Source organism: Proteus sp. LHD240705, from assembly GCF_047921555.1.
Classification (GTDB): Bacteria; Pseudomonadota; Gammaproteobacteria; order Enterobacterales; family Enterobacteriaceae; genus Proteus.
The window spans coordinates 21,153-44,424 of record NZ_JBLRMI010000003.1; the positions used below are offsets into that span (position 1 = coordinate 21,153).

The following is a 23,272-nucleotide window of genomic DNA, read 5'->3' on the forward strand; positions in this document are numbered from 1 at the left end:
CTGTCGCCTCTATTTCTTGTATTGATTGAACGTGTTGTTCTTTATTGATTTTTGATACTGATTTTAAATAAATAGTGAAAATATTTATTACGATGCTTTTTTGCCAAAGAGTCGACAAATTAAACCGATAGGCCCTGTCATATACCAGCATCGATTGCCTTTATGACGGCTGTTTTGACCTAAAGATTGTGTTAATCGGTCAAGAATAATGGCGAGGATAACAATACCTGCACCTCCTACGGCAGCAAGTCCCATATCAAGGCGACCTATACCGCGTAATACCATTTGACCTAATCCACCAACGGCTATCATTGATGCAATAACAACCATTGAAAGCGCTAACATCAGTGTTTGGTTTACACCAGCCATAATCGTTGGCATGGCGAGTGGCAATTGCACTTTAAACAGCATTTGACGAGGATTTGCACCAAATGATTGTGCTGCTTCAATTAAATCTTCAGGAACTTGTTTGATCCCTAAAATAGTCAATCTCACAATTGGAGGTAAGGCAAAAATAATGGTGACCACAACGCCGGGTACGTTACCAATACCAAATAACATGACGATAGGCACTAAGTAGACAAACGCAGGTGTTGTCTGCATTGCATCCAGTAAAGGCCGAACAATTTTGGATGCTCTATCACTGTTAGCTAACCATATTCCTAATGGGAGCCCGATAATAAGACAAAATAGTAATGAAGTGAGTACCAATGCAAGGGTAACCATAGCTTCAGACCAAGCACCAATCGCACCAATTAAGATTAATGAGATAAAGGATGCGACACCCATGACTTTGCCTGAAAGTTGCCATGCAATCAGAGAAAACAGAATAATGGCGATAGGTGCTGGCATTGAGGTTAAGAAATTTTCAAAACCACTTAATACCAAATCAACTGGTACACGAATACCTTGGAAAACAGGGCGAAAGTGCAACACAATCCAGTCAATCGCATCGGTAACCCATGAATCTAATGGGATCAGCGTATTGTGAAACGGATCCATAAGATTGAAAGAATCGGGTGCGACATCCGTCGATGCGGCATCTAGCCAATCACTGCCAGCGGATGAGGTGTCAATATTGTCAGTACCACTGCCTGCACCCCACGGATCGGCATCTGTTGATATACTGTCAGCACTGCTCCAAGGATCACTTTCTGTTGCGCTAGTATCTGTTGTTGCCCAAGGATCATCATTTACGTGATTGGTTGTCTCTTGTGCAGTTTCGTTTGTCGCAGCCTCTTGGATCTTTGTATCCAAAACTGTATTTTGATCTGTTGCATTACTCATTTGGCGTCTCCTTATCCAGTGCTTGTAGTAACATTCCTTTAGAAATTAAGCCTATATAACGGTTTTTTTCATCAATAACAGGAATTGCACAGGGAGATTGTGCAACCGTTGAAATCAGCTCGTTTAACGGTGTATCACCATTAATGGCACAAGGCTCAGGTAAAATAGCTGACTCAATAGGTTGTTTATTCTTGAGTGCCTCTTCAAGAGATGTGACTGAAACAATACCAACAAATTTTCTTCCTCGTTCAATGAGATAGCCAAAGTTTCTATCTTCATCTTCGAGTACTTTTAATGCAGATCGAGGACCAAAACCGGGCGCAACATGCAGTAAGGTTTCTGGGCGACGTTTGGCTATATCTTTTGCACTAAATACGTGGCTAATATCAACACCACGGAAAAACGTACGCACATAATCGTTTGCTGGATTGTTGAGTATCTCATCTGGTGTTCCCGTTTGGACAACAACGCCACCTTGCATAATGGCAATTCGGTCACCAATACGCATCGCTTCATCCAGATCATGAGAGATAAAGACAATGGTTCGCTGTTTATCGCCTTGTAAGCTTAATAACTCATCTTGCATTTCAGTACGAATTAACGGGTCGAGTGCTGAAAAGGCTTCATCCATTAACAAAATATCAGGATCATTAGCAAGCGCACGCGCAAGGCCGATACGTTGACGCATCCCACCAGAAAGCTCATCAGGCCAAGAGTTTGCGTAACTACCCAAGTTGACTTGCTCTAAGGCATCCATCGCTTTTTTATAACGCTCGTCTTTGCTTAACCCCGCGAGATCCATTCCAAATGCAGTGTTATCAAGCACATTCATATGAGGCATCAATGCAAATGACTGAAACACCATACTGATTTTTTTACGACGAACTTGTCGTAATTCTTTATCTGACATGGTGGCAATATTTTCACCATCAATAAGCACCTCTCCCTTTGTCGGAGAGATCAGACGATTGAGAAGGCGGACTAGAGTGGATTTACCTGAACCAGATAACCCCATGATGACAAATATTTCGCCTTCTTCAATTGCCAGATTTGCATTTTGAACGCCCACCGTAAGCCCTGTTTTATCAAAAATCTGATCTTTATTCATACCTGATTCTAATAATTCAAAAGCGCGTTTAGGGTGCTCGCCAAATACCTTGTAGAGATTTTTTACTTCGAGTTTAATTGCCATGCAATATAGTGTTTCCTATTTAAATATTGAAAGGAATAAATTAAATATTAATAAATAAGTGTTGTTATTTTTCCTAAATAAGAATTTTAGTAAGAGAAATACCCTACCACAATGATTGAGTCTGACAACCCTATGTTAATTATAATTAATTAAATAATTTGGCTGTTTTTTCTTTATTTTTAATATGATTAATAATTAAATAAAGTGAAATAAATAAAATTTATTAAAAGAGATATTATCTTCTAACTAACTGAAATAACTTTATTTTTAGAGATATTGTTATTTTGATTAGGATCTCAATAAAAATGAAAACTCAATATCAAAATAAAAGGGAAAAAGAGATGAAAATTAAATGAAAAAAATCATAATACATTAGTTAAATTAATGTTTGTTATCTTATTATAAGCTCTATCTACTTAATGTAAGCTAAAATTATTCGAAAAAAATTGATTTTTTGACAATATTGAACGGCAAAAATCAATCAATTAGATTGTTTAGTGAACAAATAAAAATACACCAAAAAATAGTCTATATTTTTCAGTGTATTATGTTTTATATATGATACATAATTAAATTGAATGTATTGTGTTATTTATCTTAACTTCAACTAGGCTAATAAACCTTAAAAATCCCAATCATCGTCTTCAGTGTTAATGGTTTTTCCAATAACATAAGATGAGCCTGAACCAGAGAAGAAATCGTGATTTTCATTTGCATCTGGTGATAATGAAGAAAGAATTGCAGGACTGACATCAGTTATTTCATCAGGGAATAAAGCTTCATACCCTAAATTCATTAATGCTTTATTTGCATTATAATGAAGAAATTTTTTGACGTCTTCTGTCCAACCTACAGTGTCGTAAAGATCTTCGGTATATTTCACTTCATTGTCATATAAATCTAATAATAATGAGAAAGCAAAATCTTTAATATCTTGTTTTTCTAATTCTGATTTATTTAATAACTGATTTTGAAATTTATAGCCAATATAATAACCATGAACGGCTTCATCCCTAATAATAAGACGAATTAAATCAGCTGTATTGGTTAATTTCCCTCGACTTGACCAATACATTGGTAAATAGAATCCTGAATAAAATAAAAAGGATTCTAAAAAGACGCTGGCGATTTTTTTCTTTAAAGGATCTTTATCTTGATAATAACGCAAAATAATTTCTGCTTTCTTTTGTAAGTAAGGATTTTCCTCACTCCAACGGTATGCCTCATCGACATCGGTTGTTAAGCAGAGTGTAGAAAATATCGAACTGTAAGAACGAGCATGAACCGCTTCCATAAAACAGATATTAGATAATACTGCTTCTTCATGAGGCGTGAGTGCATCTGGCATTAAAGTAGGTGCGCCTACGGTGTTTTGGATCGTATCAAGCAAAGTTAACCCTGTAAAAACACGGATCGTCAGTTGTTTTTCAGCTTGAGTCAGCGTGTTCCATGAGGGAATATCATTAGAGAGTGGAATTTTTTCAGGTAACCAAAAATTCATGGTTAAACGGTTCCAAACTTCTAAATCTTTTTCATCTTCAATGCGATTCCAGTTAATCGCATTAACGTGGCTTAATAAAGGTGATGACATGCTATGTTCTCCTTATTGTTATTATTAAAGTGCGCACGAAACACAGCCTTTGATTTCAGTACCTGCTAATGCAGATTGTCGAATACGTATGTAATACAAGGTTTTAATACCTTTACGCCATGCGTAAATTTGCGCTTTGTTAATATCTCTTGTTGTGGCTTCATCAGAAAAGAACAACGTCAGTGATAACCCTTGATCGATATGTTGTGAAGCTTCGGCATAGGTATCGATAATTTTCTCAGCTCCAATTTCATATGCATCTTGATAATATTGACGGTTTTCATTGGTCATAAAGGGAGCAGGGTAATAAACTCGCCCAATCTTACCTTCTTTTCTGATCTCTATTGGCGCGGCAATAGGATGAATACTTGATGTAGAATGGTTAATATAGGAAATAGACCCTGTCGGTGGTATTGCTTGTAAGTTTTGATTATAGATCCCATGCGTCATAATAGATTGCTTGAGAGTCTGCCAATCTTCCTGTGTTGGAATATGAATATTAGATTGGCTAAATAGCTGGTGGACTTTTTGGGTTTTAGGCAACCACTGTTGTGATACATATTTATTAAAATATTCACCCGTTGCGTATTTTGAATTTTCAAAGCCTTTAAAGTGCTGCTTTTTCTTAATCGCTAATTGATTTGAAGCTAATAACGCATAGTAAGTGACGGTATAAAAATAGATATTAGTAAAATCTAACGCTTCCTCAGAGCCATAATAAATTCCTTCACGGGCTAAGTAGCCATGTAAATTCATTTGCCCTAAACCAATGGCATGAGAAGCGAGATTACCTTTTTCAATAGAAGGAACGGACTCAATTTTCGTCATTTCAGAGACATTACTTAATGCCCTAATTGCAGTGCTGACGGTATGTGCAAAGTTAGGTGAGTCCATTGCCATAGCAATATTCATAGAACCTAAGTTACAACTGATATCATGACCGATATGGCGATAACTTAAGTCAGGGTGATACTCACTTGCGCTGTTGACTTGTAAGATTTCAGAGCAAAGATTGCTCATGTTAATTCTACCAGCGATAGGATTGGCGCGATTTACTGCATCTTCAAACATGATATAAGGATAGCCAGATTCAAATTGAATTTCGGCAAGTGTTTGGAAAAACTCTCTCGCTTTAATTTTTTTCTTACGAATTTGCGCGTTATTCACCATTTCACTGTATTTTTCACTAATACTGATCTCTGACATAGGTACGCCATAAACACGCTGTACATCATAAGGTGAGAAGAGATACATATCTTCATTGCGTTTCGCTAATTCAAATGTGATATCAGGGATAACAACGCCTAAAGAGAGGGTTTTTATTCGCACTTTTTCATCCGCATTTTCTCTTTTTGTATCAAGAAAATGGTAAATATCTGGATGATGTGCATGAAGATAAACAGCACCAGCTCCTTGTCTTGCGCCTAACTGATTGGCATAGGAAAAAGCATCTTCAAGCATCTTCATAACAGGAACAACGCCAGAAGATTGATTCTCTATACGTTTAATGGGGGCACCAGCTTCACGTAAATTAGTCAGCAAAAATGCAACGCCACCACCACGTTTAGAAAGTTGTAATGCGGAATTTACCGATCGACCGATAGACTCCATATTATCTTCTATACGCAGTAGAAAGCAGGAAACCAATTCACCACGCTGTTGCTTTCCACAATTTAAAAAAGTCGGTGTTGCGGGTTGAAAACGGCCACTAATTATTTCATCAACAAGATGAAGTGCAAGATCAGTATCACCCTGTGCAAGCGTGAGAGCCACCATGCAAACGCGATCTTCATAGCGCTCAAGGTAGCGCTCGCCATCAAATGTTTTTAAGGTGTAACTGGTGTAATACTTAAAAGCGCCAAGGAACGATTGAAAGCGAAACTTTTTACTATAAGCATGTTTGAATAGCTGTTTGATAAAGGCAAATTCATACTGTTCTAACACTTGAGCTTCGTAATAGTGTTGTTGAACTAAGAATTCTAATTTTTCTCTTAGATCATGAAAAAATACTGTGTTTTGATTTACATGCTGACGAAAAAAATGGTGTGTCGCTAATTTGTCTTTATCAAACTGAATATTACCTTGCTCATCATAGAGATTTAGCATGGCATTCAATGCATGGTAATCCAGTTGTTCTGTTGATTGTGTCATGTTAATTATCTCGTGACGCATTGGTCAGTAAGGCTTGACCAAAATGTGCTTAAACCTGTTTTTACGCGGTTTACATCTTCTGGCGTACCTAATAATTCAAATCGATACAAAAAAGGGATCTGGCATTTTTGTGCAATAATATCGCCTGCTAATCCGTAAGCTGCACCAAAGTTAGTATTTCCAGAAGCAATGACTCCACGTATTAATTGACGGTTTTCAGGAATATTTAAAAACTGAATAACCGCTTTAGGCACTGCACCTTTAGTACCGCCACCGCCATAAGTTGGGCAAAGCAACACAAAAGGTTGTGTTGCAAGCAAGGTTTCATCTTCAATAATTCTGGTCGCCTTTAAATTGAGCTTTTGTACAAAGCGATGGCAGTTTTCAGAACGACTTGAAAAATAGATCAAAGGTGCAGTTTGCATGAGATGCTCCTTTAGAGCGTGATCTGTCTGATTTTATCAGGGCAGAAACCCGACCAATGTTGTTCACCGTGAACAACTACAGGTACTTGGCGATATCCCATAGAAACAATGTGAGCGAGGGCTTGTGTATCTTTGGTGAGATCAACTGCAACAAACGGAATATTTTTCTGTTTTAAGGCGCGTTCTGTGGCACTGCATTGAACGCAATTCGGTTTGGTATAGAGGATAACAGACATAAAAATAACCCTTATAAAAATATGGATGCGTCTGTTTTCACATCCATAATGAGAAGTCCTTAAATACTATATATAGATTTATTTATTTTCAACCACACAATATATGGTGATTTTCATTTTTGATAATGATTATCATTAAAATTAAATAGTTAGTGAATTAATTTTATTTTTAGATCGCTCGATTGATCAATTTTTATTAGATATACGAGTAATTAGATGATTGCTTTACCAATCAAGCATGATTTAATCTTGTTATTAAAGACAAATCAGCAGAGAAAACATTATGTACCAAGACTATCTCGATGCACCGAAAGGATTTCCGAAACCCTATATCTCTATCACTGCAAATGAAAAAGGGATCACAAGTCTCTATTTTGTGAATGATAAAGAGGTTGCTGTAAACACAAGCCCCGTGATTAAGCAATGTATGCAACAATTAAAAGAGTATTTTGCGGGTAAACGCACGACGTTTTCAGTGCCATTAGCGCCTGAAGGAACTGAATTTCAAAGCCGTGTTTGGAAGACATTACAGACAATCCCTTATGGTGAAATTTGGAGCTATAAAAAATTAGCGCTTACATTAGGTTCGATCAATTATTGCAGAGCGGTAGGAATGGCAAACTCGCGCAATCCAATTTCTTTAATTATTCCTTGCCACCGAGTGATTGGTCATAACGGTAAGTTGGTCGGCTATACTGGTGGATTAGATATTAAGCGTTGGCTACTTCACTATGAAAAAGTAGAAATTGATGAATAGTTCAGATTGTAAGTATTAAGTATTGTTTCTTAAGTGAACTATACGTTAAGGCATGGGATTTGTCTGAATATTAATCATTTGGCAGAAAAAAAATGTGAGTTTCGTGATCTAGACTGTGGACAGGGAATCATCATTTTTGTTTTACTATAGCCAACGCAAAACGCTTGCGTTTATTTTCTATTTTAAAGGTAAACTTGATGTCTAAATTAAAAGGTAACGTTAAGTGGTTTAACGAAACTAAAGGTTTTGGTTTTATCACTCCAGAAGATGGCAGCAAAGATGTATTTGTACACTTTTCCGCTATTACATCAGAAGGCTTTAAAACCCTTGCTGAAGGTCAAAAAGTAGAGTTTGAAGTTACTGACGGCGCGAAAGGGCCATCTGCTGCAAACGTTGTCGCTATCTAATTAACGACTTCTTTGAGACAGTAAAAACCCGTTTTTTAACGGGTTTTTATATACCTAGAGCAAAACCTGTTTTTTAACGATTTTTTACATTCCGAGTATTACATCTCTCGTAGTAACCAAAACGCAAATGCGGTCATTAAAAATGAACCCGCCAAGTTAGCACCCATCGTACTTAATGCCCATCCTATCTTTCCTTCAGTTAAGAGTGCGACAACTTCGACAGAAAAGGTTGAAAATGTTGTCAGACCGCCACAAAAGCCCGTAGTTAGCATAATTTTCCAAATAGGATCAATATGTGGCGCTTTGCTAAACCAAGCGATACCAAAGGCAATAATAAAAGCACCAATACAGTTAGCAATAAAGGTGCCCGTAGCAAAATGAGGAAAAATAGAATTTAGGCGGTAACTAATCAGCCAGCGCAATACGCTACCTAAACCACCACCTATAAATACAGCAATTGCAATGTTAAGCATGAGAGATTAATTGTTATTTAACCTCAATCCCCTGAGCTTGAAGATCAGCATGATAAGACGAGCGAACAAACGGCCCACAAGCTGCATGGGTAAAGCCCATCGCAAGTGCTTGCTCTTTCATATATTCAAACTCATCAGGACTGACGTAGCGTTGAACAGGAAGATGGTGACGACTTGGCTGTAAATATTGCCCTAATGTCAGCATCGTTACCCCATGTTTACGCAGATCACGCATAACGTCAATAATTTCTTCGTTGGTTTCCCCAAGGCCGACCATTAAACCCGACTTAGTAGGAATATCAGGGTGAGCTTGCTTAAAACGCTCTAACAATGTCAATGACCATTGATAGTTAGCACCTGGGCGTACTTGACGATAAACGCGAGGAACGTTCTCTAAGTTATGGTTGAAGACATCAGGTGGTGTGTCTGTGAGGATCTCAAGTGCTTTATCCATACGACCACGGAAGTCAGGGACTAATGTTTCAATACGGATCGTTGGATTTTTTGCACGAATCGCAGCAATACAATCAGCAAAATGTTGAGCACCGCCATCACGTAAATCATCGCGGTCTACGGAAGTAATTACGACGTAGCGTAACCCCATATCTTTAATCGTCTGAGCGAGTTTTTCTGGCTCTTGCGGATCGGGGGTATTTGGGCGGCCATGAGCAACATCGCAGAATGGGCAACGGCGTGTACAGATTGCGCCCAAGATCATAAAGGTTGCTGTTCCGTGGTTAAAGCATTCTGCAAGGTTAGGACAAGAGGCTTCTTCACAGACGGAATGAAGACCATTTTTACGCATTGCTGCTTTGATACCCTGAATTTTACTTGAGTCAGCGGGTAACTTTATTTTCATCCAATCAGGTTTGCGTAGCAGTTGTTCACGTTCTGTAGCGACTGTTTTAACAGGAATAAGTGCCATTTTATCGGCGTCGCGATATTTAACTCCGCGTTCCATCTGAATAGGTTTACTCATAATTGTGCCAGTTCCAGTTATCTAGAGTGATTAACACGATGTGACTGAGGTAATCAGGGTTTTAAAAAAATATGACAAATGTTAAAAAAAATTATAGCATTTTTATTGCTGTGGTTGGAATCCTAGTTGTGTACAAAAATGCTTAACTAATAACGGTGCTACCTGTGTCGTTGTCGTATTTGGTGCAAAATCAATTAACTGCGTCATTTTTAGATCAGAATAACCACAAGGATTTATTCGTGCAAAAGGGGATAAATCCATATCGATATTGAGCGCAAGTCCATGAAAGGAGCAACCTTTACGAATGCGTAATCCTAAAGAGCAAATTTTATCACCTTTTACATAAACGCCGGGCGCATCAACACGAGCATAAGCTTCTACATTAAACTCCGCTAGCGTATCAATAACGGTGTTTTCAAGAGCGGTGACTAATTGACGAACACCTACATGATTGCGTTTTAAATCAATTAAAACATACATTACTTGTTGACCTGGGCCATGATAAGTCACTTGACCACCACGATCAGATTGAATAACAGGAATAGACCCCGTATTTAATAAGTGTTCAGCTTTACCTGCTTGGCCTTGGGTAAAAACCTGTTCATGTTGAACGAGCCATATTTCATCAGGTGTGTGACTTTCCCGTTTTTCCGTAAACTGATGCATAGAATCAGAAACCGGTAAATAGGGTTTCACACCTAATTGGCGAATAATGATTGTCTTGTCTTGCACCGTGAAAATCTTCATTTGTAGCGTAATTGTGAAGAGCAGTATAACGCTCCAGTAAATGAACTACCAGATTGAGATGTTTTTTTTCCTCGGTAGGATGAAAAATGAAGGGATGCAGAATAAGAAAAAGCGCCTTAATGATGAAAGGCGCTTTTAAAAAGTTATCTATTAAAAGAAGAGATTACAGAACCATACGTACCAGTTCAAGTTCACCTAATTCTTTATATAACGTTTCTACTTGATCGATATGAGTTGCGTTGATGGTAATAGAAACAGAGTGGTAATTACCTTTGCTACTTGGTTTCACTGAAGGTGTGTAATCACCAGGAGCGTGGCGTTGAATAACTTCAACGACTTGATCCACTAATTCTGGTTTTGCGTGACCCATCACTTTATAAGTGAAAGAACATGGGAACTCTAACAGTTCGTTTAATTTTGTTTTCATCATAATGTAATTCCTTAAGACAACAGGTGCTGTTGTTTTAATAATTTATGTCTACACCTAATCTTAGCAAATAAAAAGCGCATTCCTTAAATAATAAGGAATGCGATACTGGTAATTAGGGTAAATATGGAAATGGTAAATGTGTTTGTGCCAATATCTAGATAATAGTTATATGTGGTCACATTTACCTTTTTCAAGCCTTAGCCAAACCAGTGTGAGAATAATAATTTGATGTAGTCGATAATACGACTAAAGAAGCCACCTTCTTTTACTTCATTCATCACAACAAGCGGACGTTGTTCAATAACTTGACCATCAAGTTGGAAATTAATTGTTCCCACAACTTGGTTTTTGGTCACGGGTGCATGTAATTCTACATTATCAAGAACATAGCTTGCTTTTAAATCTTTTAAACGACCACGAGGAATAGTTAAATAAACATCTTTATCTACCCCTAATTGTACTTTATCTGTTTCGCCATACCAGATAGGCTCAGCAGCGAACTCTTTACCCACTTGCAATGGTTTTACAGTTTCAAAGAAACGGAAACCCCAAGTGAGTAATTTTTTACTTTCGGCATCACGACCTTTAGATGAGTGACCACCCATAACCGCAGAAATTAAACGCATATCGCCTTCAGTTGCAGAAGCGACAAGGTTATAGCCAGCAGATGCAGTATGGCCTGTTTTAATACCATCAACGTTTAAACTGGTATCCCACAACAAACCATTTCGGTTAGTTTGGCGGATATTGTTGTAGGTGTACTCTTTTTCTTTATAGATAGCATACTCATCAGGTACATCACGAATTAATGCCGCACCAATTAGCGCCATATCGCGAGCCGAGCTGTATTGTCCTGGGGCATCAAGACCATGAACGGTTTGGAATTGTGTATTTTGTAAACCTAGGCGTTTAACGTAATCGTTCATCATGGTCACAAACGTATCTTGGCTGCCCGCAACATAAGAGGCCATTGCGACACAAGCATCATTACCTGATTGTAAGTTAATGCCGCGAGTTAACTGTGCAACTGTAACTTGATCACCCGGTTTTAAGAACATTAAAGAAGAGCCACGAAAAACAGGATTACCGGTTGCCCATGCTTCTTCACCAATGGGTACGATATCGCTATTAGAGATTTTACCTGCACGAATAGATTGACCGATAACATAGCTGGTCATCATCTTGGTTAAACTTGCAGGATCACGGCGAACATCGGCATTCATTTCAGCCAGTACTTTCCCAGAATTATAATCAATAAGAATATAAGATTCGGCTTCGATACTAGGAACAGCGGGTATCATTGTTTTTAGGGAATCTTCCGCAATACTTTGATGACTTACTGTGAGTAAAGCAAAAGTGGCACTTAATAGGCTTGTTCTTAGTAATTTTGCTGGGAGTATCTGTTTCATTCTGTTTGTTTAATCCGAAAATTCAGGGAAAAATAGGGACTGATAAATAAAATATCAGCAAATCCAGACGATTCTACGCTTGAATTTGCTGATATAAAAAGGATTTTACGTAAAATTATCCTTTATTGGGTAATAATAAACCCAGTGATATCTTTAACTTGTTTCAGCTTGCTTTTTATCACTTCGGCTTGATCCTTAGATGAATAAGGGCCGAGTTGCACTTTATATAATCCATCTGTTTTATTGATCACACCTTGGGTACTAACTGATGATGCTAAATCATCTAGCCAACGTTGTGCGTTATTTTCATTACTGAGAGCACCGACTTGAACATAAAAGCCTTGTGCTATGGAATTTGAGGATAATACTGGTTTTGGCGCTTTTGTTTCTGTCTCTACTGGAGCGGGCATTGGAACTGGCGCTGGCGTTGTAGTTTGGGCTGGAACTGGCGTTGGAGCAGGTGGCTCAACTGGCATATTGTTGTTGGTAGGCGTTGATGTCGCTAATGGCGCTGGCGTTGCTGGTTGAGCATTAAAATTAGGACGCTCAGGTAATGCCGTTGTTTTTTTCTCTATCTGCGCACCATGTGTACCAATACCACTCATATGGCCAGTTTGGTCAACAACAATTCCTTCAATAAGCAATGGAGTTGTCGGCATTAAACGTAAGCTATCAGAAACCGCTGGCGTAACTTGGATTTGTTTTCCATTAACATAGGGGCCTCGGTCGTTAATACGTACAACCATTGTGCGCCCATTGAGCAAGTTTGTGATTTTCGCATAGCTTGGGATCGGTAATGTAGGATGCGCAGCGGCAAATTCATAGGGATTTACGCGCTCACCAATGGTAGTTAAACGACTCATCGCTAAACTATCATAGACAACCGCTTCTCCTCGTTCACTGAAGTTTGCAGGATCAGTCACAATACGGTAAACCACCCCATTTTTTCGGTAATCTTGATTTGCCGTAGGGTGATAAGGCTCGTAACGAGGCTCTGCACCGAGAACACGTTGAGCTGGCACATTGGGTAATGGTGCTGGCTGTTTATTGGTATTCGGCTTATCAATAACACACCCTGACAGTAGCAATGTACTGATACCAATCAAAACCCATTGCAGACGCATAAAAACCTCATTATAAACTTTTCGATAGTAGTTTTCGGTGTGTATGAATTGACATCACGATACCAAACCCTGCCATTAACACAATAAGGGCGGAGCCTCCATAACTCATCAGCGGTAACGGAACCCCCACAACAGGAAGGATGCCACTCACCATTCCTATGTTGACAAAAACATAGACAAAGAAAATTAGCATTAACCCGCCAATCATTACTCTACCAAATGTATTTTGTGCTTTCGTCGCAAGGTAAAGGCCTCGCGCGATTAAGAGTACATAGAGAGTCAGTAGTATCAAAACACCAATTAATCCGAGTTCTTCAGCCAATACAGCAAAAATAAAGTCTGTATGGCGCTCTGGTAAGAATTCTAATTGAGATTGAGTGCCTTGTAACCATCCTTTTCCATGTAATCCACCAGAACCAATGGCAATTTTAGATTGGATGATATGATATCCTGCGCCAAGCGGGTCTGATTCGGGGTCCAGAAGCATCATTACCCGTGCTTGCTGGTAATCATGCATGAGGAAAAACCAAAGTATGGGGATAAAGGCGGCAACAAGTACAATTGCGATAGTAATAAGACGCCAGCTCATTCCAGCAAGGAAAAGAACAAATAGCCCTGAAGCAGCAACAAGGATGGATGTCCCCAAATCGGGCTGAGCTGCAACTAATAATGTTGGAACAAAAATAATGACCAGAGCAATGGCGGTATTACGTAACGTAGGTGGGCACACATCTCGATTCATAAATCGCGCCACCATCAAAGGAACGGCAATTTTAGCAATTTCTGAGGGCTGAAAACGTACAATACCTAAATCGAGCCAGCGTTGTGCTCCCTTGCTGATTTGTCCGAAAACATCAACGAGGATCAATAAGATAACGCAAAAGAAAAAGAGATGAGGCGCCCAACTTTCATAAACTCGGGGAGGGATTTGTGCCATGATGATCATGACCATAAATCCCATTGCTATTTGTCCTAACTTACGTTGCATCATTTCTGGATCTTGCCCGCTGGCACTCCACATAATAAATGCGCTGTATCCTAATAAAGCAATAATACAAAGTAAGAATAGAGGATCGATATGGATCCGTGTCCAGAAGGATTTTTTCTTATTATTTTCAGTCATGAGTATTATTCCTCTGAACCACGCGGTGCTGGTGGAGAAGCTGGCAATACCGTGTTGTTATCACCAAGGAGAATGTGGTCAAGAATTTGTCTTGTAATATCACCGACAGAAGGGCCTGCGCCACCATTTTCTAGGATAATAGAGATGGCTACGGTCGGCTTATCATAAGGCGCAAAGGCAATCATCAGTTTGTGGTCACGAAGATGTTCAGCCAATTGGCTCGCATTGTAGGTTTCGTAACTAAACACCTGTGCAGTTCCCGATTTTGCTGCTACTTTATAAGGAGCATCAGCAAAACTTCGGCGACCTGTACCATTAGGGAAGTTAGCCACACCATACATACCGTGTTTTGCTAATTCCCAATAACCTGAGTTGATATCGCCAATTTGGCGTGTTTCGGTATCAACATAAGGCAACATTTCATTGCCAAGTTTTGTACCGTAAAGTAGGTGAGGGGTTTTAACTTGACCATCATTAATCAATGTCATTAAAGCTTTCGCCATTTGAATTGGCGTTGCTGTCCAATAACCTTGCCCAATCCCTACGGGGATCGTGTCACCTTGATACCAAGGCTTTTTATAACGTTGCTGTTTCCACTCACGCGTTGGCATGATGCCATTGCGTTCTTCGGATAGATCAATACCTGTATATTCGCCATAACCAAAGCGCCCCATCCAAGTTGATATACGATCAATTCCCATATCATAAGCAACTTGGTAGAAGAAGGTATCCGCAGATTCTACGATAGATTTTGTAACATTAAGTTTTCCATGTCCCCAACGTTTCCAATCTCGATAACGTTTTTCAGAGCCAGGAAGTTGCCACCACCCGGGATCATGAATTGTTGTATTGGCTGTGATTACACCTTCACTTAATGCAGCAACAGACATAAACGGCTTTACGGTTGATGCAGGTGGATAAAGACCTTGGGTTGTACGGTTGATCAACGGTCTATCTGGGTTATTTAGTAACCCTTGATATTCGCTGTTCGAAATCCCACCAACAAATAAGTTAGGATCATAACTAGGGTTCGATACAAGCGCTAAAATCTCACCATTGCGAGGATCGGTTACTACAACCGCAGCTCGGCTTGTGGTGAGTAATGTTTCAATATAGGTTTGCAGTTCAAGGTCGATGGTAAGATAGATATCTTTACCTGCCTGTGGAGGTTGTTCGTGTAACTGGCGAATAACTCGACCACGACTATTAACTTCAACTTCTTCATAGCCTGTTGTACCGTGCAAAACAGACTCATAATAACGTTCGATGCCTAACTTGCCGATATCATGAGTCGCAGCATAGTTAGGTGATAAACCTTCTTTATCAAGGCGTTCAACATCCTTATCGTTAATTTTTGCGACATAACCAATTACATGCGTTAATGCTGAACCATAAGGATAATAGCGACGTTGATAGCCTTTAATTTCTAAGCCAGGATAACGGTATTGATTGATAGCGAAACGTGCGACTTGTACTTGGCTTAATGTTGTTTTTAAGGCAATAGAACTAAATCGACGTGAGCGCTTGCGCTCTTTTTCAAATGCAGCAATATCTTCGTCCGTTAAGTCAACGACATCCCTTAAACTTTCAAGTGTTTCTTGTAAGTTTGTTACCTTCTCAGGCACAACTTCTAATTGATAGATAGTACGATTGAGCGCAAGAGGGATACCTTTGCGGTCGTAAATAATGCCTCTGCTGGGAGCAATCGGTACTAATTTAATTCGGTTATCATTTGAACGTGTTTGATAATCATCATGGCGAGCGATCTGTAAGTGATTGAGGTTAAAAACCAAAACTCCACTCAATATAATAATTACTGAAAATGCGACAATCACACGACGGATAAATAGCTTTGATTCCGCAGTATAATCTCGAAACGGGGTACGTTTTTTTCTTTTCATCCCATTTGACTTCACTTACTGACCCGCCAATTTATTGATTATTCACGATGATAAGGATGGTTTGTGGTAATGCTCCATGCTCGATAAAGGCTTTCTGCAACCACGACACGAACAAGGGGGTGTGGCATTGTTAAAGGAGATAAAGACCAGCTTTGTTCAGCCGCAGCTTTACAAGCGGGTGCTAATCCTTCGGGGCCACCAATGAGTAAGCTGACATTTCTACCATCAAGCTTCCATCGATCAAGTTGTTCTGCAAGTTTTGGCGTATCCCAGCGAGCGCCAGGAATATCGAGAGTGACGATACGATTTCCTTTACCTACTGCTGCTAACATTTGTTCACCTTCTTTTTCGAGAATACGTTTAATATCCGCATTCTTCCCACGCTTACCAGCGGGGATCTCGATAAGTTCTAAAGGCATGTCTTTTGGGAATCGATTAAGATAATCCATAAAGCCGGTCTGTATCCAGTCCGGCATTTTTGTACCAACGGCAATGAGCTGTAATTTCAAACTCAGCTCCAGAGTTTTTCAAGTTCGTACATACGGCGACTATCTTCTTGCATGACGTGTACCATGGCTTCACCAAGATCAACGACAATCCAGTCAGAAACGCCTTGTCCTTCAACACCTAAAGGTTGTAATCCCGCTTCGCGGCAATCATCAACGAGATTATCTGCAACAGACATGAGGTGTCTGCTTGATGTACCCGTACAAATAATCATGTAATCAGTTACACTTGATTTTCCGCGGACATCTAATGCAATAATGTCTTGAGCTTTAGAATCTTCAAGTTTATCAATAATAAATTGTTGTAATTCAGAGCCTTGCAAAAGGATCACCTTTAATCTAATGAGTTAATTCAATCGAAAAATAACATACTCGTGATACTTCAAGTTGTAGCGTTGTTGACTACATTTATTCGCACTAGTTATATACTGTGGCATATGCCTAGCGACTTACTCCACTTGTTGTCTAACTGCATCTCAAATTATTTAGAATATGAATGCTATTTTAAAGGAATTTATACCAATAAATCTATTTTACTGGATGATTAATTCCAGTTAGCAATAACAAGAACATAAATCTCATTTTCTTGTTTTTCGACGTTTGATTTAGAAAAATTCATATATGCCCATTAACTGCGTCATAATAAATAACAAAAAGAAGGCAGATAAGAACTTTTTCGTTTAGACGACAGTTTTACCTTACAGTTCCCTTAAGGGAACAGAGGTGAGAATAACAGCTAAACCTCGTCTGTCAATGCTGATTAAACACCTAATTAGCGTGTTTTGACTTTGTTACGTTTAGATTATACAGACTAATACTCATACTTTTTAGTTAGAGAGAAAAAGAATGGAAAGAAAAGAAAATTATCTCGGGCTATCTTCAGAAATTGTGAGTAACAGCGATCGCCAATTACAAGAAAAGTTAGCGTTACTTTGTCGTGTCGTTAAAGATGAAAAAATAGGCATTATGCGGATAGATCTCCAAAACAGAGATCATCCGTTGCCGATTTATGGTTATATCGGAAAAGAAGGGGACAGACTTGTTTCGCCATCAAGTTTTATTTTACCTCAATTAAGTCTTGAGCAACTTTTGCAGCCTATTGTTCTCGATCACTTTCTTACTCAATTCTTTACACTATGCGATTATCAACAACAGGTTAATCAATCATTAAGTAAAGGGGCTTTGATTAAATTTCATAGTCGATATAAATATTTAATTATGGCTTATTCACAAGTAGCTTATCGTGAATTAGGGCGTTATATCGCTAATCTTTCTGACGAAATCTCTCTTGATGAAATTGCATCTAAATATCAACAAAAGTTAATGAAGGCATTAAGCGTTGCACCAAGTCGAGAAGGACAAACTAATGCATTAATGCATATGGCGGGTTACTTTAAGCGAGATCTGAGTTCGCAACAGAAACAAGAAATATCACAGACAATTTTGCTATATCGTCAAGGTGTCGTGCCTTTCTCTAAACCTTATGATTTACTCCAATATTGGTTAACCATTTACCCCGATGACTATTTGATTAACCAACGCTATTTTTCGCCTTATCCATCTGCTTTTAATTATTTAAGAGAACAACTTTAAAAAGAATACGTTATTTATAAAGTTGTTGTTGGCGAATATAGTTTTCAACGGAGTTGGGTAGCAAATCGTGGCAATCTAAACCTGCTTTGTGGCGAGCTCGAATGTCTGTCGCTGAAATATTATAAAGTGGTGTGTCAGCGAGGAATATTTTACCTGCGGGTAAGCAATGAATATCTTCTTGCTGTTTGGTTTGGTGCTTTTCCAACCATGCTTGCATTTGCGCTGATTCAAAATGAGTTTGATAACCAGGACGAGCACAAACTAATAAATGACACACGTCTAATAAACTTTCCCATTTGTGCCACGTATTTATTGAAAGCAATGAATCTTGACCAATAATAAAGGCTAAAGGTTGTTTCTCGCCAATTTCTTGTCTGAAGTCTCTTAATGTCTCGATGCTATAAGAGGGGGTTGGTTTTTCAAGCTCGCGGGTATCCACTTTAAAGGAGGAATACGGCTCAAGCGCAAGACGCACCATTTCAAGACGTTGTTGAGAGGATGCTTCTGGTTGAGGGCGATGAGGAGGAATATTGTTAGGTAACCAAATCACTTCTTTTAAACCAATTAATCCTGAGAGTGCTTCAACAGGACGCAAATGCCCATAATGAATAGGATCAAATGTACCACCATATAAAGCGATGGCTTGGTTAATTAAAGGTGTTGAGTGATTGGTTCTAGGCATGACTGACAAATCCTTCTGGTAGTGCTTTTCCACAAAGTAATAAGCCCAGAGCACTGAGCGAGGGCCAAACTGTCTGTCCGTAATCTTGCTTAATAGTAATTTCAATTGTTGCAAGTAATCGTATTGCTGTCAGCAATTGATGTTCAGATAAACGTTGTAGTGCTGCTGTGAATATTGGGCGTCGGTTTTGCCAAATTCGATGTTTATCAAAAATCGTTTTTAATGAAGCTGTTTTAGATTCACGATGTAGCGTAATCAGCTGCATTAACTCACGCTGTAAAGTTCTGAGTAAAATAACAGGTTCAGAGTCTTCTCTTTTGAGTTGTTGCAATATATGCCATGCTCGTTGTGTTTTCCCTGCAAGTAATGCATCAACCCAGTGATAAGGGGTAAAATGTGACGCGTCATTGACCGCCGCTTCGACTCTTGGGAGCGTTAATTTACCGTCAGGGTACAACAGCGAAAGGCGCTCGATGGCTTGTGCTAGTGCTAGTAAATTTCCTTCATAACAGTAGCAAAGTAATTGATTACCTTGTTCATCCAGCGCTAACCCTTTTTGTTTTGCTCGACGCGCAACCCAAGTAGGTAATTTATCAAGCTCAGGTGTCAGACAAGAAACATAGGTTCCATGTTGGCTTAATGTTTTAAACCATTCACTGTTTTCTTGCGCTTTTGTGAGTTTATTGCCACGTAAAATCAACAATAAATCTTGATGCAATTCTTGAGATAGGCGAGTGAGTTTCTCTGACATCGCTGCATTGGGGCCATTTTCAGGTAAATGCAGTAAAAGAGATTGTCTTTGAGAAAAAAGGCTTAGCGATTGACAAAGCGAGTAAATTTCATTCCAGTCTGTATTATTATCAAGGGTAAATTGATAATGCTCGATAAATCCTTGGGATTTAGCGACGGATTGAATAGCATCTTGAGACTCTTGGAGTAATAGAGGTTCATTACCCCAGAGTAGGTAACTTTGGCGCAGCCCCTCTTGGAGCTGCGCATTCAGTTGTTCTGGATATAAGCGGATCATTTGGCTGGTGAGATTATCTGTTTTGCCTGCTCAGCTTGTACGGCTTTTTGGCGTTCAGCGTTGTGAACAACCAATAATTTACGCACTAATATTGCTGTCGCTTGTTCACGCATCTCTTGCTTGATAATGTCATTTTCAGCATCTTTCGCTAATGCTTCTAATGGGTTATCGAAGAATGGGCGTGAAACCTGTGATGAAATTGGGTAAATCGTACCATCAGGCATAATCACTTGCGCATCAAGCACAAATGTTAACTGACGTTCTGCTGATTTACCGTCTTGATACACAGATACGGTTTCTTTACTTTCTGATGAGCCGACAATTTTAAGAATAGGGATATTGGCTGTTGGATCCTCAACAAGCTGAACACCACTAAGTCTAAGTTGTTGACGCATTACTCGAGATAATGGGCCATAAGGGTCACCAGAGCTAAGATAAAGCGTTTTTAATTCTGCTGGAACCTGAGTTTTACCTTGAAGGTGAAAACCACAGCCAGCGGTGATTAACACCGCCAAACCGAAAAATAGCGAAAATAGATATCGCACTAGGCCTCCTTATCAGCCAACAACGATGTTCAGTAATTTGCCTGGAACATAGATGACTTTACGAATAGCCACATCTTCCAAGTATTTTGCAACACTGTACTCTTTTGTCGCCATTTCCTGAACATATTCTTTTTCTGAATTAGCCGGAACAGTAACACGACCACGAACTTTACCATTCACTTGAACGATAATCAGTTTAGTGTCATCAATCATGGCTTCTTCATCAGCAACAGGCCATGGCGCAACATCAACGTCTTCTTTGCCACCTAATGCTTGCCACATAACAAAACATGCATGAGGAATGATTGGAGAAAGCATACGAACAATCGCTTCTAATGCTTCTTGCATTAATGCACGATCTTGTTCTGTTTCTTGTGTTGCACGAGTTAATTTATTCATTAACTCCATAATGGCAGCAATCGCGGTGTTAAAGGCTAAACGACGACCTACGTCATCAGATACTTTCGCAATCGTTTTATGTAAGTCACGACGTAAATCTTTTTGTTCTTCTGTCAGTGTAGAAAGATCAAGAGACTGTGTCGCTCCTTTTTGAGTGTGCTCGTGAACTAAACGCCATAAACGACGTAAGAAACGGTTTGCACCTTCAACGCTAGATTCTTGCCATTCCAGTGTTAATTCTGGTGGAGCAGCAAACATCATAAATAAACGAACGGTATCTGCACCATAACGTTCAACCATAGTTTGTGGGTCGATACCGTTATTTTTAGATTTAGACATTTTGCTCATGCCAGCATAAGTCAATTCATGACCTTCGCTGTCAGTCGCTTTAATGATGCGATTTTTCTCATCACGTTCAACAATCGCTTCAGTAGGAGATACCCAATGGCGAGCACCATCTTCACCAGTGTGATAGAACGCATCCGCTAATACCATGCCTTGGCACAGTAAGCGTTTTGCTGGTTCATCCGAGTTTACTAAACCGGCATCACGCATCAGTTTATGGAAGAAGCGGAAATACATTAAGTGCATGATGGCGTGTTCAATACCACCAATATACCAGTCAACAGGTAACCAATAGTTAGCTGCTTTAGGATCTAACATGCCTTTATCGTAATCAGGGCAGGTATAACGAGCGTAATACCAAGAAGATTCCATAAAGGTGTCAAAAGTATCCGTTTCACGCAGCGCAGGTTGACCATTAATTGTGGTTTTTGCCCACTCAGGATCTGCTTTGATTGGGCTAGTGATCCCGTCCATTTTGACATCTTCTGGCAGGATAACTGGCAGTTGATCTTCAGGAACAGGAACAACAGTGCCGTCTTCCAAAGTCGCCATTGGAATTGGCGCACCCCAGTAACGTTGACGAGAAACACCCCAGTCACGTAAACGGTAGTTAACTTTGCGCTCACCAACACCCATTTGTGCCAGTTTATCAGCAATAGCGTTAAAGCCAGCTTGGTTATCAAGACCTGTGAATTCACCAGAGTTAATCAGGCTATTTCTTTCAGTGAATACACAGGCAGAGACATCTGGTTGGTTACCTTCAGCATCTGCAATAACAGCTTTAATTGGTAAATTGTATTTAGTTGCAAATTCCCAGTCACGTTCATCATGACCTGGAACCGCCATTACAGCACCCGTGCCGTATTCCATTAAGACAAAGTTAGCAACCCAAATAGCGACTTTTTCTTTAGTTAATGGGTGAATAGCGTAAAGGCCTGTTGCAATCCCTTTTTTCTCCATTGTTGCCATATCGGCTTCTGCCATTTTCATGTTACGGCATTCATCAATGAATTGTTGAATTTCAGGATTATTTTGAGCAGCTTTTTGCGCTAATGGGTGACCTGCTGCAACTGCAACATAAGTGACACCCATAAATGTATCTGGACGCGTTGTATAAACGGTCATTGTGTCGTTGCTGTCAGCAACATCAAATTTAATTTCGACACCTTCAGAGCGACCAATCCAGTTACGTTGCATGGTCTTAACTTGTTCAGGCCACTCATCTAACGTATCTAAATCGTTTAACAGCTCTTCGGCATACTCGGTAATTTTGATAAACCACTGTGGAATTTCTTTACGCTCAACAGGGGTATCACAACGCCAGCAGCAGCCATCGATAACTTGTTCGTTGGCTAAAACTGTTAAGTCGTGTGGGCACCAGTTAACAGCAGAGGTCTTTTTATAAACTAAGCCTTTTTCATATAACTTAGTAAAAAACCACTGTTCCCAGCGATAATATTCTGGTGTACAGGTAGTGACTTCACGATCCCAATCGTAACCAAAACCCAGTTTTTTTAACTGGTTTTTCATGTAATTGATGTTTTCGTAAGTCCATGGTGCAGGGGCGGTTTTATTTTTTACTGCGGCACCTTCTGCTGGTAAGCCAAACGCATCCCAACCAATAGGCTGTAAGACGTTTTTACCTAGCATACGTTGATAACGGGAAATCACGTCACCAATGGTGTAGTTACGGACGTGTCCCATGTGTAGTCGGCCAGAAGGATAAGGTAGCATTGACAGGCAGTAATATTTTTCTTTGTTATTATCTTCTGTCACTTTAAATGTATTGTTCTTTTCCCAGTGTTCCTGGATAGTTTGCTCTATATCTTCGGGACGATATTGTTCTTGCATGGCACCGATAATCCTATGGTGAATTAATGGCTACCGGAGGGTAACCGCTATTATGAAATTAAGACTTGCATAGCATAGCTGATTTTGTCTAA

Annotated in this window: 23 protein-coding genes; 3 read left to right on the forward strand and 20 right to left on the reverse strand. The window is 39.4% G+C overall.

The window, feature by feature from the left end:
* Window positions 1–87: 87 nt before the first annotated feature.
* The 6 genes from proW to nrdH form a co-directional block, all read right to left on the reverse strand.
* Complete coding sequence (proW, locus tag ACNART_RS06165) at window positions 88–1,287, reverse strand: glycine betaine/L-proline ABC transporter permease ProW (protein ID WP_368927228.1); 1,200 nt, start codon at window positions 1,285–1,287, stop codon at window positions 88–90.
* The gene (gene proV, locus ACNART_RS06170; protein ID WP_100159403.1) at window positions 1,280–2,479 is read right to left on the reverse strand and encodes a glycine betaine/L-proline ABC transporter ATP-binding protein ProV; all 1,200 of its coding nucleotides are present in this window, start codon (window positions 2,477–2,479) and stop codon (window positions 1,280–1,282) included. The genes proW and proV overlap by 8 nt, the downstream gene beginning before the upstream one ends.
* Before the next feature lie 622 nt (window positions 2,480–3,101).
* Window positions 3,102–4,070, reverse strand: coding sequence for a class 1b ribonucleoside-diphosphate reductase subunit beta (gene nrdF / locus ACNART_RS06175; RefSeq protein ID WP_196534186.1), 969 nt, complete (start codon window positions 4,068–4,070; stop codon window positions 3,102–3,104).
* 24 nt (window positions 4,071–4,094) lie between these two features.
* The gene (nrdE, locus tag ACNART_RS06180; protein WP_198620378.1) at window positions 4,095–6,221 is read right to left on the reverse strand and encodes a class 1b ribonucleoside-diphosphate reductase subunit alpha; all 2,127 of its coding nucleotides are present in this window, start codon (window positions 6,219–6,221) and stop codon (window positions 4,095–4,097) included.
* A gap of 5 nt (window positions 6,222–6,226) precedes the next feature.
* A complete protein-coding gene (gene nrdI / locus ACNART_RS06185) occupies window positions 6,227–6,646 on the reverse strand; it encodes a class Ib ribonucleoside-diphosphate reductase assembly flavoprotein NrdI (protein ID WP_198620379.1) in 420 nt (139 codons plus the stop codon).
* An 11-nt stretch (window positions 6,647–6,657) separates the two neighbouring features.
* Window positions 6,658–6,882, reverse strand: a complete 225-nt coding sequence (nrdH, locus tag ACNART_RS06190) for a glutaredoxin-like protein NrdH (protein WP_023581131.1) — start codon at window positions 6,880–6,882, stop codon at window positions 6,658–6,660.
* 283 nt (window positions 6,883–7,165) lie between these two features.
* Here nrdH and ACNART_RS06195 point away from each other — a divergent pair, with 283 nt between their 5' ends.
* Together ACNART_RS06195 and cspE are read left to right on the forward strand one after the other, a co-directional pair.
* Window positions 7,166–7,639 carry a methylated-DNA--[protein]-cysteine S-methyltransferase gene (locus ACNART_RS06195; RefSeq protein ID WP_198626103.1) on the forward strand — a complete coding sequence of 158 codons (474 nt, stop codon included), beginning with the start codon at window positions 7,166–7,168 and terminating at the stop codon, window positions 7,637–7,639.
* A 197-nt stretch (window positions 7,640–7,836) separates the two neighbouring features.
* Entirely contained in the window at window positions 7,837–8,046 is a 210-nt protein-coding gene (cspE, locus tag ACNART_RS06200) for a transcription antiterminator/RNA stability regulator CspE (RefSeq protein ID WP_023581133.1), read from the forward strand.
* Window positions 8,047–8,144: 98 nt separating this feature from the next.
* On the opposite strand, the gene crcB is transcribed toward cspE, so the two are convergent.
* From crcB to rsfS, 10 genes are all read right to left on the reverse strand, one after another.
* The gene (crcB, locus tag ACNART_RS06205; RefSeq protein WP_023581134.1) at window positions 8,145–8,519 is read right to left on the reverse strand and encodes a fluoride efflux transporter CrcB; all 375 of its coding nucleotides are present in this window, start codon (window positions 8,517–8,519) and stop codon (window positions 8,145–8,147) included.
* Window positions 8,520–8,532: 13 nt separating this feature from the next.
* Window positions 8,533–9,498, reverse strand: coding sequence for a lipoyl synthase (gene lipA / locus ACNART_RS06210; protein ID WP_198630170.1), 966 nt, complete (start codon window positions 9,496–9,498; stop codon window positions 8,533–8,535).
* Window positions 9,499–9,600: 102 nt separating this feature from the next.
* Window positions 9,601–10,245: a lipoyl(octanoyl) transferase LipB gene (gene lipB, locus ACNART_RS06215; RefSeq protein ID WP_109374076.1), complete on the reverse strand. Its 645-nt coding sequence runs from the start codon at window positions 10,243–10,245 to the stop codon at window positions 9,601–9,603.
* A 163-nt stretch (window positions 10,246–10,408) separates the two neighbouring features.
* The gene (gene ybeD / locus ACNART_RS06220; protein WP_036912266.1) at window positions 10,409–10,672 is read right to left on the reverse strand and encodes a DUF493 family protein YbeD; all 264 of its coding nucleotides are present in this window, start codon (window positions 10,670–10,672) and stop codon (window positions 10,409–10,411) included.
* Between the two features lie 200 nt (window positions 10,673–10,872).
* On the reverse strand, window positions 10,873–12,084 hold the full coding sequence (gene dacA / locus ACNART_RS06225) for a D-alanyl-D-alanine carboxypeptidase DacA (RefSeq protein ID WP_198620382.1): 1,212 nt from the start codon (window positions 12,082–12,084) through the stop codon (window positions 10,873–10,875).
* Between the two features lie 122 nt (window positions 12,085–12,206).
* A complete protein-coding gene (gene rlpA, locus ACNART_RS06230) occupies window positions 12,207–13,208 on the reverse strand; it encodes an endolytic peptidoglycan transglycosylase RlpA (protein WP_198620383.1) in 1,002 nt (333 codons plus the stop codon).
* Window positions 13,209–13,218: 10 nt separating this feature from the next.
* Window positions 13,219–14,331 carry a peptidoglycan glycosyltransferase MrdB gene (gene mrdB / locus ACNART_RS06235; protein WP_198620384.1) on the reverse strand — a complete coding sequence of 371 codons (1,113 nt, stop codon included), beginning with the start codon at window positions 14,329–14,331 and terminating at the stop codon, window positions 13,219–13,221.
* 5 nt (window positions 14,332–14,336) lie between these two features.
* A complete protein-coding gene (gene mrdA, locus ACNART_RS06240; protein WP_198620385.1) occupies window positions 14,337–16,232 on the reverse strand; it encodes a peptidoglycan DD-transpeptidase MrdA in 1,896 nt (631 codons plus the stop codon).
* A gap of 38 nt (window positions 16,233–16,270) precedes the next feature.
* Window positions 16,271–16,741 carry a 23S rRNA (pseudouridine(1915)-N(3))-methyltransferase RlmH gene (gene rlmH / locus ACNART_RS06245; RefSeq protein WP_004246050.1) on the reverse strand — a complete coding sequence of 157 codons (471 nt, stop codon included), beginning with the start codon at window positions 16,739–16,741 and terminating at the stop codon, window positions 16,271–16,273.
* 2 nt (window positions 16,742–16,743) lie between these two features.
* Window positions 16,744–17,070 carry a ribosome silencing factor gene (gene rsfS / locus ACNART_RS06250; RefSeq protein ID WP_006537732.1) on the reverse strand — a complete coding sequence of 109 codons (327 nt, stop codon included), beginning with the start codon at window positions 17,068–17,070 and terminating at the stop codon, window positions 16,744–16,746.
* Between the two features lie 514 nt (window positions 17,071–17,584).
* Between rsfS and ACNART_RS06255 the strand changes: the two genes are divergently transcribed.
* Window positions 17,585–18,331 carry a YbgA family protein gene (locus ACNART_RS06255; RefSeq protein WP_198626105.1) on the forward strand — a complete coding sequence of 249 codons (747 nt, stop codon included), beginning with the start codon at window positions 17,585–17,587 and terminating at the stop codon, window positions 18,329–18,331.
* A gap of 10 nt (window positions 18,332–18,341) precedes the next feature.
* Here the strand turns inward: ACNART_RS06255 and nadD are convergent, their stop codons facing one another.
* The 4 genes from nadD to leuS are packed head-to-tail and all read right to left on the reverse strand — an operon-like array spanning window position 18,342 to window position 23,180.
* The gene (gene nadD, locus ACNART_RS06260; RefSeq protein WP_198626106.1) at window positions 18,342–19,013 is read right to left on the reverse strand and encodes a nicotinate-nucleotide adenylyltransferase; all 672 of its coding nucleotides are present in this window, start codon (window positions 19,011–19,013) and stop codon (window positions 18,342–18,344) included.
* Window positions 19,006–20,040: a DNA polymerase III subunit delta gene (gene holA, locus ACNART_RS06265; RefSeq protein ID WP_198620389.1), complete on the reverse strand. Its 1,035-nt coding sequence runs from the start codon at window positions 20,038–20,040 to the stop codon at window positions 19,006–19,008. The genes nadD and holA overlap by 8 nt, the downstream gene beginning before the upstream one ends.
* Window positions 20,037–20,585, reverse strand: coding sequence for an LPS assembly lipoprotein LptE (lptE, locus tag ACNART_RS06270; protein WP_198620390.1), 549 nt, complete (start codon window positions 20,583–20,585; stop codon window positions 20,037–20,039). Before lptE ends, holA begins: the two co-directional genes overlap by 4 nt.
* A 12-nt stretch (window positions 20,586–20,597) precedes the next feature.
* A complete protein-coding gene (gene leuS, locus ACNART_RS06275) occupies window positions 20,598–23,180 on the reverse strand; it encodes a leucine--tRNA ligase (protein WP_368887923.1) in 2,583 nt (860 codons plus the stop codon).
* Window positions 23,181–23,272: the final 92 nt, after the last annotated feature.